The organism is Flavobacterium cyanobacteriorum (assembly GCF_002251835.1).
GTDB lineage: Bacteria > Bacteroidota > Bacteroidia > Flavobacteriales > Flavobacteriaceae > Flavobacterium > Flavobacterium cyanobacteriorum.
The window spans coordinates 21,795-34,568 of sequence record NZ_NOXV01000297.1; the positions used below are offsets into that span (position 1 = coordinate 21,795).

The following is a 12,774-nucleotide window of genomic DNA, read 5'->3' on the forward strand; positions in this document are numbered from 1 at the left end:
TGCGTAAGATTTAGCTTAAAACCAGAAGCCGACACTTATCCATGTAAGATGGTCTTTAGTCTCGGGCGACCAGCTGTGCTTAAGTTCTACGGGGCCCAGGAGTGTCTCCAGCCCATACCCTATTGCATAACCATTGTATTGGGGAATAGACAATATTTCGCCCTGTTCGTATAAATCATCGCCAATATTGGCAAAGTTTGCAGTAAAGTTGATGTGGTTCTTGCGATACAGTTCATAATCCAAGGTAACCGCACCTTTTATGTAGCTGTTGCCGCCGAGGCTCAAAAAATCATATCCGTAAAAATGCCTGAAGTTATTGATGCGGTGGTAGCCATAACCACCGAGTACAAAATCAAAGTACGGTACGCTGTCGTCACCAATAGAAAGGCCAGTTTCAGCCTGTAGTACTAAGACAAAATTTCTAAAAAGCGTTTTAGCAGTGCCGGCATCTGCCTTGAGCATACTAAACCTGCTGAACATACCGGTATAATCCGTAGAGTACAGGAAACTCCTTGCTTCTCCTGAAAAATACCACCCTTCGGTAGGAAAAAATTTATCATCATAAGAATCCAGTTTAAGGTATCCGTAGAGCGAAAAGTAATCACTGTCTTCAAAAACCGGGCTACGGTCAGGAACCGTTTCCGACTTAATCTTTAAATGCTTATGTTCTGCTCCGGCGCCTATCATGAACCGCTGGGCAAATATGGTTTGTATGTATATGCGATTGGTTAAATCATTAAATTCTACATTTACGTCATTATTTTCAGGAAGGCCTTCTGCAAGCCCTTTTACAAATGATGCTGTAACATTCCTGCTAAACTGTGTGAAACCTGAATAAAACCCGTAACTGATATGGAACCCATTATCAAGGTAATAATTGAAGTTGTACCTGAAATTGTCGCCGAGGATAACATCCAGGGATGCCACATCATTGCGGAGGAATAATTTTTTTTGTGTAATATTCACAAGCGCACCGCTTTTATAAAGCCCGTCGTAATGTAACCCCAACTTCAAATACCGGTTTACAGGATTTTCTTTAAGGTGCAAATTTAGCACATCATACTTATGGCCTTTGGTAAAATTGTATGATATGGTATTGAAATTTTGTGTAGCGTTGAGGTTGCTAATCCCCTCGTTAAATTTTTGATACGATATACGTTGGCCGGGCTTGAAACTAAGTTTTCCAATAACATACGAACGCGTATAATTTTTGAGCCCGGTAATGTTAATATACTCTACCTGCACAGAGTCCTGTACTTTTATGTGATGCCTCTCCACAAAATTTTTACTGCCCAGCCTTTTGAGGCTGTCAAGTAAAACTTTAGCAGCTTCTTCACCTTTGTCAATTATAGCCCTGCCTTCATCAAACGAAATTACTGTAAAACCTTTAATATCCGGCTTTATGTATACATCGGTGAGTTTCCGCTTGGCTTCCATTTTCTGGATCATCTGGTAGTTATTTATCTGTACCAGCACCCCGGTAGCGCCTTTAATCTGCGTCCGGTCTTTAAGCCCGTCCTGCACATCTACGCCAATAATTATATCCGCACCCATTTTTTTTACTTCTTCAACAGGGTAGTTATTGGTAATGCCCCCGTCTATTAACAACCTGTCACGAATCTCTACAGGGTAGTATAGCGACGGGAAAGCGCCGCTGGCCAGTATAGCATCGGGCAGGACACCTTCTCTCAGCACCACTTCCCTGCCTGATTCTATATCTGTGGCGATACACACAAAAGGGATGGGTAGCTTATCAAAGTCTCTTATATGGCGTACATGGTCTGTAAGGCGGTTTATAGTTGTATAATTATACAGGCCTTTAGAGAGCGCTGTAGGCACAGCAAGCCTGTAGTTGTTAAAGGGAAGGGTTATGGCATATAGCTCATCATTGCGCTTTTCAAAGAAATTTTTGGAGGCGCGTGGGGTATAATCCTGCAACAATGCGTCTGAGTCAAGCGAACTAAATATGGAATCAAGCTCTTTAGCCGAGTAGCCTGAAGCATACAGGCCGCCCACAATAGCGCCCATACTGGTACCGCCAATATAAGAAATTTCAATTCCTGCTTCTTCCAGGACTTTTAATACGCCAATATGTGCAAGCCCTTTGGCACCGCCACCGCTAAGCACCAGGCCAATTTTAGGTTTTTCCCCCGCTTCCTGTCCTGCTGCGGCAGTAACAACAAGCAGCGATAAAATCAGGAGCAGGAATTTATTCATATTTTAATTTATTTGCAAATTTATGAATTCATCTTGTTCATTTAAAGATATTTATTATATTTCGCCAACAATTATCTTAATAAGCACATATGATATGACTGCAGTAGTGGGCATTCTAAATAAACAAGCAATTGCTTTAGCCGCAGATAGTGCAGTAACTATTGGCGCAGCTAATGGGAATAAAATTTTTAATAGAGCTAATAAATTATTTACTTTATCTAAGCATCACCCTATCGGAATTATGGTTTATAATTCTGCGACTTTTATAACAACTCCATGGGAAATAATTATCAAGATGTATAGAAAGCAACTTTCAACAACTTCGTTTCCTAAAGTTGAAGATTATAAAGATGATTTTTTACGCTACTTACAATCTAAAGATTATTTTGCAGACGAAGAAACACAAAAACTTTTCCTAAGTTGGTATTTTAAAAACACCATTGATAAGTTAATAAATGAAGTTCTTGTTGGTCAAAACCATTTAATCCAAAATCCTACTGAAGAAAATCGGCAAACGCTAATTGAATTAATCGATCAAAAAACCACTGAATTTATTCCTATTTTGGAAAGTGGAGAGATTTGTCCAAATTATTTAACATTGACATATCCAGATTATTTGATTTATGCAAATCCCATTATTGACCCACTGATTCAGTCCTCGTTTACAGATAACATGTTAGTTCTCTCCGCCGATCTTATAAATAAAATAAAGCTACTTTTATATCATGCTTTAAGATTAAAGGAAACTGCCACAAATTATACTGGCTTAATATTTGTCGGATATGGAGAAGAAGAAATTTATCCAAAATTATTACCAATAAATATATTTTTTGTCAATCCTGTCCTAAATAAAATTTAACACTATCAAACTTAACCATTTTGTTGGATAATTTTGGTTTTATATCCTTTTTTTCAAAACAAAACCCCNAATATTCATGAAAGATTATTCCGCTGCCGGATTTTCTGCTTTCTTAATGCTTACCGTAAGCTCTGTAGCACCGTCTTCAAGATCCATGTAAATCTCATCGCCGCCTGCTATTTTAGAAGTAATGATTTCCTCGGCAAGGGCATCTTCAACATATTTCTGGATAGCCCTCTTAAGCGGCCTGGCACCATACTGCTTGTCAAAGCCTTTATCAGCTATAAAGTCTTTTGCTTTTTCAGAAAGTGAAATGTTATAGCCAAGGTCTTTTATCCTTGCATATAACTTTTCGAGTTCAATGGTTATGATTTTATTAATATCCTCTTTCTCGAGCGGGTTGAACACAATGATGTCATCAATCCTGTTGATGAACTCCGGCGCGAAAGTTTTCTTAAGCGCGTTTTCAATTACGCCTTTAGAATATTCGTCGGCCTGTGCCTTTTTGGCAGATGTGCCGAAACCTACGCCCTGCCCAAAGTCTTTCAGCTGCCTTGCACCCACATTTGATGTCATGATAATGATGGTGTTCCTGAAATCAATTTTACGGCCTAAGCTGTCGGTAAGGTAACCGTCATCAAGCACCTGAAGCAGCATATTGAAAACATCAGGGTGAGCTTTTTCAATCTCGTCAAGCAATACCACGCAGTATGGCTTTCTCCTCACTTTTTCAGTCAGCTGGCCGCCTTCTTCATAGCCCACGTACCCCGGAGGCGCACCCACAAGGCGCGATATGGCGAATTTCTCCATATACTCGCTCATATCGATGCGTACAAGTGCATCTTCAGAGTCAAAAAGCTCACGGGCCAGTATTTTGGCCAGCTGTGTTTTACCCACACCGGTCTGCCCAAGGAAGATGAATGATCCTATTGGCTTGTTCGGGTCCTTAAGCCCGGCACGGTTACGCTGTATCGATTTGGCAATTTTATCCACCGCATCGTTCTGGCCAATAAGCTTGTTCTTTATAATATCGGGCAGCTTGCTCAGCTTGTTGCTTTCTGTTTGTGCAATACGGTTTACAGGAATGCCAGTCATCATGCTCACTACGTCGGCAACATTATCCTCAGTAACGGTAACACGGTTATTTTTAGAATCTTCCTCCCACTGTTCCTGGGCTATGGCAAGATCTTTCTCAATGCGTTTTTCGTCATCCCTCAGCCTTGCAGCCTCTTCATATTTTTGCTTCTTCACTACAGAGTTTTTAAGCTCACGTACTTCCTCAAGCTGCCTTTCAAGGTCAAGTATCTGCTTCGGCACATCAATATTGGTGATGTGTACGCGCGAACCGGCCTCATCAAGCGCATCAATAGCCTTGTCCGGCAGGAAACGCTCGCTCATGTACCTGTTAGTGAGCTTCACGCAGGCCTCAATGGCTTCGGGCGTATAGTTTACATTGTGGTGGTCTTCATACTTGTTCTTGATATTGTTAAGGATGGTAATGGTTTCTTCTACTGTTGTAGGCTCAACCATTACTTTCTGGAAACGCCTTTCAAGGGCCCCGTCCTTTTCAATGTACTGCCTGTACTCGTCAAGCGTTGTGGCGCCAATGCATTGTATCTCGCCACGGGCAAGTGCAGGCTTAAACATATTGCTGGCGTCAAGTGAGCCTGTAGCGCCACCCGCACCAACAATAGTGTGTATCTCGTCAATGAAAAGGATAATATCGTTATTCTTCTCCAGCTCGTTCATTACGGCTTTCATACGCTCCTCAAACTGGCCACGGTATTTGGTGCCGGCTACAAGGCTGGCAAGGTCAAGTGTTACCACGCGCTTGTTGAAAAGGATGCGCGATACTTTTTTCTGAATGATACGCAGGGCTAAGCCTTCTGCAATAGCCGATTTACCCACGCCGGGCTCGCCAATGAGCAGCGGGTTGTTTTTTTTGCGGCGGCTTAGTATCTGCGATACGCGTTCAATTTCCTTTTCACGGCCTACAACCGGGTCAAGCTTGCCTTCTTCGGCAAGTTCGGTAAGGTCACGGCCAAAATTGTCAAGAACAGGTGTTTTCGACTTTTTATTGGCCTTGTTGCCAGAAGCAGGATTGTTGAAGCTGCTTTCGCGCATACTGTCATCTTGTCCTGCATCGTCATTATATGATTCTGCCTTGGGCAGGTTTTCCATGAATTCTTCTTCGTTTGATGTCATAGTAAGAAATTGTTCTTTAACTGTTTCGTAATCAATTTTCAGCTTGTTAAGCAATTTTGTGGTCGGGTCGTTCTCATTGCGCAGTATGCACAGCAGCAGGTGCGCAGTGCTTATAGAAGTGCTCTGGAATACTTTGGCTTCTAAAAAAGTCGTCCGCAGCGCCCTTTCGGCCTGGCGTGTAAGGTGAAGGTTCTTCTTCTCGTTATTACGCTCCGCATTTGGATTTGCAGGGCTAAGTATCTCAACTTTTCTTCTCAGATGGTCCAAATCAACCGATATGCTGTTCAGGATAGCAATAGCCTTTCCGTTACCGTCTCTCAAAATCCCCAACATTAGATGCTCTGTACCAATAAAGTCATGGCCCAGCCGCAAAGCTTCTTCTTTACTGTAGGTGATTACATCCTTGACCCTTGGTGAAAAATTATCATCCATACTACTTTATTTAATACTGTAAATTTAAAGATTTAAATTAAGAATTTACAAAAACTATACCTGTTATGGTTGTGTCATGCTAATTGACAAAAAAAATGGCGAATCATAAAATGATTTAAGATTAGTTTATTAAGATTTGCACACAAAAACCTGTTAATAAAACACTGAATTTTTTCAAAGCTACTGCCTGCCTATGCTAATTTATTTCCGTATATTGGCACGTTTTGAAAGTAAATTAAATATTTAATATAACAGCTTATGTCTGAAGGAGAAAAGTTAATTCCTATCAACATTGAGGATCAGATGAAATCAGCCTACATTGATTACTCAATGTCGGTTATTGTTTCCAGGGCGCTGCCCGATGTTAGAGATGGCTTAAAACCCGTACACAGGAGAGTACTTTACGGAATGTATGAATTAGGGGTGCTTTCTAACAGGGCCCATAAAAAATCAGCAAGGATAGTGGGTGAGGTTTTAGGTAAATACCACCCCCATGGCGACTCGTCAGTGTATGACGCCATGGTACGCATGGCACAGGACTGGAGCCTTCGCTACCTGCTTGTGGACGGACAGGGTAACTTTGGCTCTATTGACGGAGACAGCCCTGCTGCCATGCGTTACACCGAAGCCAGGCTACAAAAGATATCAGAAGATATAATGGCCGACCTTGATAAAGAAACCGTTGATTTCCAGCTGAACTTTGATGATACCCTTCAGGAGCCTACAGTTATGCCCACCCGTGTACCCAACCTTTTGGTTAACGGCGCTTCGGGTATTGCGGTAGGTATGGCTACTAACATGCCGCCACACAACCTTACCGAAGTGGTGAACGGAACACTCGCTTACATTGATAATAATAACATAGAGATTGATGAGCTTATGAACCATATTAAAGCGCCTGATTTTCCTACAGGTGGCGTAATATATGGTTATGAAGGCGTCCGTGAGGCATTTAAAACAGGCCGCGGAAGGGTAGTAATAAGGGCAAAGGCCAATTTTGAAGAGGTGGACGGCAGGGAAGCCATTGTGGTTACCGAAATCCCTTACCAGGTGAATAAGGCTGAAATGATTAAGCGTACGGCCGAACTTGTAAATGAGAAGAAGATTGATGGTATTGCCAACATACGCGACGAATCGGACAGGAACGGTATGCGCATTGTGTATATCCTGAAACGCGAAGCGGTGCCTAATGTGGTTTTAAATACTTTATTTAAATATACCCAGCTTCAGTCATCTTTCAGCGTAAACAATATTGCACTTGTTGACGGCAGGCCGCAAATGCTGAACCTTAAAGACCTTATCCACTATTTTGTGGAACACAGGCATGATGTGGTGGTGCGCAGGACCAAGTTTGACCTCCGCAAAGCTGAAGAGAGGGCACATATACTTGAAGGCCTTATCATAGCATCAGACAATATTGATGAAGTTATCCAGATTATCAGGGCTTCCAAGGACGGCGACGAGGCGCGCGCCAGGTTAATTGAGCGCTTTACCCTTTCGGAAATTCAGGCCAGGGCAATTGTTGAAATGCGCCTGAGGCAGCTTACAGGCCTTGAACAGGACAAGCTGAGGGCTGAATATGAAGACATAATGAAACTGATAGCTGAATTAAAGGCGCTCCTGGAAAGCAAAGACCTTAGGATGCAGCTGATTAAAGAAGAGCTGGCCGAGACAAGGGATAAATATGGCGATCCACGCCGCTCGCAGATTGAATATTCCGGTGCCGATGTAAGTATTGAAGACCTCATTGCCGATGAAAATGTGGTTATAACTATTTCGCATGCGGGCTATATAAAACGTACGCCGCTGTCTGAATATAAAACACAAAACAGGGGAGGGGTAGGCCAGAAAGGCGTTGCTACACGCGACCAGGACTTCCTGGAACACCTTTTTGTAGCCACTAACCACCAGTATATGCTTTTCTTTACTCAAAAAGGTAAGTGTTTCTGGATGAGGGTTTACGAAATACCGGAAGGAAGCAAAACCAGCAAAGGCCGTGCGATACAAAACCTCATCAATATTGAAAATGATGATAAAGTTAAAGCATTTATCTGCACCCAGGACCTTAAGAATGAAGAATACATCAACAGCCACTATGTAATCATGGCTACCAAAAAAGGTATTGTAAAGAAAACGCTGCTGGAGCAATATTCCCGCCCAAGGCTAAACGGTATCAATGCCATAACCATCCGTGAAGATGATGAATTGCTTGAAGCTAAGCTCACCACAGGCGAAAGCCAGGTGCTTATTGCGGTTAAATCAGGCAAGCTCGTACGCTTTGAAGAAGGTAAGACCCGCCCAATGGGCCGGAGTGCATCAGGTGTGCGTGGCATAACCCTGCAGGATGAAACCGATGAGGTTATCGGCATGGTTTCTGTAAATGACATGAACAGTGACATACTCGTAGTATCCGAGAACGGTTATGGGAAGCGTTCCAGCCTTGAAGATTACAGGATTACCAACCGTGGCGGTAAAGGAGTGAAAACACTCAACATTACTGAAAAAACAGGCAAACTGGTAGCCATAAACAATGTTACCGATACTGATGACCTCATGATTATAAATAAATCAGGCCTTACCATCAGGATGGAAGTATCTGACCTTCGCGTTATGGGCCGCGCCACTCAGGGTGTACGCCTTATAAACATTAAAGGCAACGACTCCATTGCTGCCGTAACCAAAGTTATGCGCGAGGAAGAAGCAGTTGAGGAAGGTGAGCATGAGCTGGAGAACCTCGAAGCGGAAAATGGTATAAACGGTTATATCGCCACTGATGACAATCCAATAAGTGAACAGGAACAGGATTAAAATAAAATGTAATAATATGAAAAAATATGTAGTTGCCGCCGCTATGCTTATTTCGCTGAGTGTGGCTGCGCAGAAAGACGAATTAAAAGCACTTCGGAAGTTATCAAATAAAGAAACGCCTCCTACTGCTCAGGAAATTCAGGAATTTAAAGCATTGCTTGATAAAGCCGAGCCACTAATGGCCAATGCTACAACCGAACAAAAAGCGGATTTTTACTATTATAAAGGTGAGTATGCCTTCGTAGAAATGTTAAATCCTGCTAAAGCCCAGCAGGCTATCAACTCGGCTGTTGAAAATTTCAATAAAGTAATTGAAATTGAAAAAGCAGGGAAGAAAAACCACACCAAAGAAATCCAGGAAGAGATATTCCCGCAATTGAAAACCGGTATGCTGCAAACAGCAAGGCAACTTGGAAAACAGAACATGTTTAAGGAAGCTTCAGGTCTCTTCTACCTTGCCTACCAGATTGACCCTAAAGATCAGGCCAATCTGTATAATGCTGCCGCATTTGCGGTTAATGCCAAAGATTATGACACGGCACTAACGCATTACCTTGAACTTGACAGGCTTGGATTTACAGGAGAAGGTACTAACTACACTGCTGTAAACAAGCAAAATAACCAACGGGAATATTTTCCAAATAAGCAATTAAGGGATGTTTCTGTCCAAAATGGTTTGTATATAAATCCAAAGGACGAAAAACTGCCATCACTTAAGGGTGATATTGTAAAGAATATTGCCCTTATATATAACCAAAAGGGAGATATTGAAAAAGCCAAACAGGCCATGTCTAATGCACGGAAAGCTAATCCGGACGATTCAGGGCTAATAATTGCAGAAGCTGATCTGTACCTGAAGACTAATGATATAGAAATGTACAAGAAGCTTACCGCAGAAGCTGCGCAAAAAAATCCAACTAATGCTGACCTTTTTTACAACCTTGGCGTAGTAACTACGGAAACAGACAAGGAAGAGGCTAAAAAGCATTATGAAAAAGCACTGCAGATCAATCCTAACCATGTAAATGCTAATATTAATATGGGTACCCTAATGCTTGCCAATGAAGAAAAAATCGTAAAGGAGATGAATAGCCTTGGTACCAGTGCAAAAGATAACAAGCGTTATGATGAACTTAAAAAGCAGCGTGATGAACTTTTTAAAAAGGCGATGCCATATTATGAGAAAGCGCTTAAAACAGAGCCAGACAATGAATATGCTATAACCATGATGGCCAATATATACCAGGCGCTTGATATGCCTGCCGAAGCTAAGGCCATGAAAGCTAAATTGAAAAAATAAAATACAAGTTTAAATAGAAGCCCCGGATTTCCGGGGCTTCTATTTAAACATTAAACTGCTTCAGGTGGTGGTTCAGGTGTTTCCAGTTGAGGATATCCCATTCCTCAAAAGTCATTTCACCGAAAAAAGGATGTTTTTTATTCCTGATGGCAGAATGGCCTTCTACGGCAAAGCGCTCAACTAATTGTATGAGGCCTCTCCTGGCATCCTCAAAGTCAGGTTCGTGCGTGATTCTGAATTCTTTAACCGTTGGCAGGCTCCTCCTGAACGATGCCTGCTGCAGCATTTTCCTTTTCGCTGATTTTCCAAATAAAAGCCCCATCCAGTTTGGCTTCAGGTGTAGTTCGCCAAAAGTAACTTTTATAGGCTGCTGGCAGTGCAGCAGCATCTGGCTTACGGTCATTTTTCCCCATTCTGACAACGTTATAGGCGACAATTTTTCAATCCTTTCAATTATATTTTTATTTCCCTGTTGGTCAAATAAGCTCTCCATAAAATAAATTTTAAGCAAAAATAGGAATATTTTAATTAAAAATTCCGAATGTTTCACCCTTGTATATTGATAATAATTAACCCGATATTCCATTAAATTATTTGTAAATTTGGCGCTCAAAACAAATAATCATAAATAATGGAAAACGGTATTTACGCAAAATTCAGTACAACAAAAGGAAACATATTAGTGAAGCTTACATATGATAAAACACCCGGTACTGTAGGTAATTTTGTAGGCCTTGCCGAAGGCAGCCTGGAAAATAACGAAAGGCCGCAGGGAAAGCCTTTTTATGACGGTCTTAAATTTCACCGTGTAATACCTGATTTCATGATACAGGGTGGCTGCCCCCAGGGTTCAGGCATGGGTGGCCCGGGCTATAAGTTTGATGATGAATTTCATCCTGACCTGAAGCATGACGGGCCCGGAGTACTTTCAATGGCCAATAGCGGGCCGGGTTCAAACGGCTCACAGTTTTTTATAACTCATGTTGAAACTCCATGGCTTGATAATAAGCATACGGTTTTTGGGCATGTAGTTGAAGGGCAGGATGTTGTTGATGCTATACAGCAGGGAGATAAAATTGACAGTGTACAAATAATACGGGAAGGAGATGAAGCTAAAGGCTGGAATGCTGTTGAAGCTTTCAGGAAGTTTGAGGGTGCACGCGAAAAACGCCTTGAAGAAGCCAGAAAGAAGGCTGAAGAGCACATGGAAAGGCTTGCTGCCGGCTTTGACAAGACGGATAGTGGACTGCGATATAAAATTATACAGAAAGGTAATGGCAAAAAGGCTGAAAAAGGCAGGACAGTTTCTGTACATTACACCGGATCCCTTGATAATGGTCAGGTATTTGACTCCTCATACAAAAGGCGCCAGCCAATTGATTTCCCGCTTGGGAAAGGCCACGTTATCGAAGGATGGGACGAGGGTATAGCGCTGCTTCAGGTGGGTGATAAAGCACGGTTTGTAATACCATCACATTTAGGATACGGGCCTCGAGGCGCGGGAGGAGTTATACCACCGGATGCGACCCTGATATTTGATGTAGAACTTATGGATGTAAAGTAAATTTAAAGCTACCGTAACAGGTAGCTTTTTTATTGGAACAGATTTTGAAAGTGCAGATTAATACAATTACTTTTGTACTTATGAGATATGTACTACTTTTTTTTGTTTTAACCTGTTTCACGGTAAAGGCGCAGGTAATGCACTGCGGGTATGATTTTACATCATATATTGTACTTGATGTGCATGAGGCCGGTAAAAAGGAAAATATAAAAAACCTGAGGATAACGGTTATAGACAGCCTGGGCAGGGAAGTTTTAAATATTAACAACCTATATAGCTTTACCAATGCTAACAAGCCTTTGGTTTTTTCCTCAAACTACAGGATAGGTGATGATAATAAGCACCTGCCAGAAGGTACAATTGCTAAAAAAGAGCGTTGGTTCTTTCCGTTCGCTAAAGATAATTACCTGCTTTCAGTAGCCAATACATTTCCGGCTGATAATTTCAGGATAAAGATTGAAGATATTGATGGTAAGGAAAATGGCGGAAAATTTAAAACAGCCACGATTCCGCTTTACAGTTACAATATGTATATTCTGTGTTCAAACGAAACACAGCAGGCAGCAGTAAAATTTGGCCGGAAAATGAACAAGCCTATAGATGTGGTGCTGGAAAAAGAGTAGTATCACTAATATCTTTTCGCAAAGGACTGAATATTTATATAAATGATATTAATAAAAAAACTCCTAATCAGTTGGTTAGGAGTTTTTTGTTGTGACACCGACAGGATTCAAACCTGTAACCTTCTGAGCCGTAATCAGATGCGCTATTCAGTTGCGCCACGGTGCCTTATTGCGGGTGCAAATATACGTATTTATGTTTATCTTGCAAATGCAAATATTGTTAATTAAAGAAATTTATGATACTCGAAAACTACATACGTGATATACAGGATTTTCCGAAGAAAGGCATAACTTTTAAAGATATTACCCCATTGCTGGGCAATCCTGTTGCTGTTAAAGAATGCCTTTCAATGCTTGTTAAGGGCTTAGAGGGCCGGCCTGTTGATAAGGTTGTAGGAATTGAAAGCAGGGGCTTTTTTTTTGCAACACTGCTTGCCCGGGAGTTAAACGCAGGTTTTGTACCGGTGAGGAAGCCCGGCAAACTGCCTTTTGCAACACTTTCTTCTGCTTACGAACTTGAATATGGAACTGATACGCTTGAAATACATACGGATGCCATAAGAGCAGGGGAGAAGGTACTCATACATGACGATGTGCTGGCCACAGGCGGCACGGCAAGTGCCGTATGCAGCCTGGTTGAAAAGCTGGGTGGGGAAATTGTAGAGTGCAGCTTTATAATGGAGTTATCATTCGACACTATCCCAAAAAGTGTGTAAGTATAAAAATAACGGGGTTTGACTTTTTATTTAAAGTTGAACCCTTTTTT

9 protein-coding genes and 1 tRNA gene are annotated in these 12,774 nt (G+C 41.7%); 6 read left to right on the forward strand and 4 right to left on the reverse strand.

Going from position 1 to position 12,774, the window contains the following annotated elements; genetic code table 11:
• Positions 1 to 15: 15 nt before the first annotated feature.
• The gene (locus CHU92_RS12430) at positions 16 to 2,217 is read right to left on the reverse strand and encodes a patatin-like phospholipase family protein (RefSeq protein ID WP_094416053.1); all 2,202 of its coding nucleotides are present in this window, start codon (positions 2,215 to 2,217) and stop codon (positions 16 to 18) included.
• 94 nt (positions 2,218 to 2,311) lie between these two features.
• On the opposite strand from CHU92_RS12430, the gene CHU92_RS12435 reads away from it, so the two are divergent.
• A complete protein-coding gene (locus CHU92_RS12435) occupies positions 2,312 to 3,076 on the forward strand; it encodes a hypothetical protein (RefSeq protein WP_129583083.1) in 765 nt (254 codons plus the stop codon).
• A gap of 84 nt (positions 3,077 to 3,160) precedes the next feature.
• Here CHU92_RS12435 and CHU92_RS12440 read toward each other — a convergent pair whose 3' ends face one another.
• Complete coding sequence (locus CHU92_RS12440) at positions 3,161 to 5,713, reverse strand: ATP-dependent Clp protease ATP-binding subunit (RefSeq protein WP_094416057.1); 2,553 nt, start codon at positions 5,711 to 5,713, stop codon at positions 3,161 to 3,163.
• A gap of 258 nt (positions 5,714 to 5,971) precedes the next feature.
• Between CHU92_RS12440 and gyrA the strand changes: the two genes are divergently transcribed.
• Both gyrA and CHU92_RS12450 read left to right on the forward strand, forming a co-directional pair.
• Positions 5,972 to 8,521, forward strand: coding sequence for a DNA gyrase subunit A (gene gyrA / locus CHU92_RS12445; protein ID WP_094416059.1), 2,550 nt, complete (start codon positions 5,972 to 5,974; stop codon positions 8,519 to 8,521).
• A gap of 16 nt (positions 8,522 to 8,537) precedes the next feature.
• A complete protein-coding gene (locus CHU92_RS12450; protein WP_129583084.1) occupies positions 8,538 to 9,821 on the forward strand; it encodes a tetratricopeptide repeat protein in 1,284 nt (427 codons plus the stop codon).
• A 43-nt stretch (positions 9,822 to 9,864) separates the two neighbouring features.
• Here CHU92_RS12450 and CHU92_RS12455 read toward each other — a convergent pair whose 3' ends face one another.
• The gene (locus CHU92_RS12455) at positions 9,865 to 10,314 is read right to left on the reverse strand and encodes a DUF1569 domain-containing protein (RefSeq protein WP_165764656.1); all 450 of its coding nucleotides are present in this window, start codon (positions 10,312 to 10,314) and stop codon (positions 9,865 to 9,867) included.
• A gap of 138 nt (positions 10,315 to 10,452) precedes the next feature.
• Here CHU92_RS12455 and CHU92_RS12460 point away from each other — a divergent pair, with 138 nt between their 5' ends.
• The gene (locus CHU92_RS12460) at positions 10,453 to 11,385 is read left to right on the forward strand and encodes a peptidylprolyl isomerase (protein WP_094416064.1); all 933 of its coding nucleotides are present in this window, start codon (positions 10,453 to 10,455) and stop codon (positions 11,383 to 11,385) included.
• An 80-nt stretch (positions 11,386 to 11,465) separates the two neighbouring features.
• Positions 11,466 to 12,008 carry a hypothetical protein gene (locus CHU92_RS12465; protein ID WP_129583085.1) on the forward strand — a complete coding sequence of 181 codons (543 nt, stop codon included), beginning with the start codon at positions 11,466 to 11,468 and terminating at the stop codon, positions 12,006 to 12,008.
• Positions 12,009 to 12,100: 92 nt separating this feature from the next.
• On the opposite strand, the gene CHU92_RS12470 is transcribed toward CHU92_RS12465, so the two are convergent.
• A tRNA-Arg gene (locus CHU92_RS12470) sits at positions 12,101 to 12,174 on the reverse strand.
• Between the two features lie 70 nt (positions 12,175 to 12,244).
• On the opposite strand from CHU92_RS12470, the gene CHU92_RS12475 reads away from it, so the two are divergent.
• Positions 12,245 to 12,724, forward strand: a complete 480-nt coding sequence (locus CHU92_RS12475) for an adenine phosphoribosyltransferase (protein WP_094416068.1) — start codon at positions 12,245 to 12,247, stop codon at positions 12,722 to 12,724.
• The last annotated feature ends 50 nt before the right edge of the window (positions 12,725 to 12,774 follow it).

What these genes read in the sequence shown, in the direction of transcription:
- CHU92_RS12475 (WP_094416068.1), top strand. Translation starts at nt 12,245, where the DNA reads ATGATACTCGAAAACTACATACGTGATATACAGGATTTTCCGAAGAAA.
- CHU92_RS12435 (WP_129583083.1), top strand. Translation starts at nt 2,312, where the DNA reads ATGACTGCAGTAGTGGGCATTCTAAATAAACAAGCAATTGCTTTAGCC.
- CHU92_RS12455 (WP_165764656.1), bottom strand. Translation starts at nt 10,314, where the DNA reads ATGGAGAGCTTATTTGACCAACAGGGAAATAAAAATATAATTGAAAGG.
- CHU92_RS12460 (WP_094416064.1), top strand. Translation starts at nt 10,453, where the DNA reads ATGGAAAACGGTATTTACGCAAAATTCAGTACAACAAAAGGAAACATA.
- CHU92_RS12430 (WP_094416053.1), bottom strand. Translation starts at nt 2,217, where the DNA reads ATGAATAAATTCCTGCTCCTGATTTTATCGCTGCTTGTTGTTACTGCC.
- CHU92_RS12465 (WP_129583085.1), top strand. Translation starts at nt 11,466, where the DNA reads ATGAGATATGTACTACTTTTTTTTGTTTTAACCTGTTTCACGGTAAAG.
- CHU92_RS12440 (WP_094416057.1), bottom strand. Translation starts at nt 5,713, where the DNA reads ATGGATGATAATTTTTCACCAAGGGTCAAGGATGTAATCACCTACAGT.
- gyrA (WP_094416059.1), top strand. Translation starts at nt 5,972, where the DNA reads ATGTCTGAAGGAGAAAAGTTAATTCCTATCAACATTGAGGATCAGATG.
- CHU92_RS12450 (WP_129583084.1), top strand. Translation starts at nt 8,538, where the DNA reads ATGAAAAAATATGTAGTTGCCGCCGCTATGCTTATTTCGCTGAGTGTG.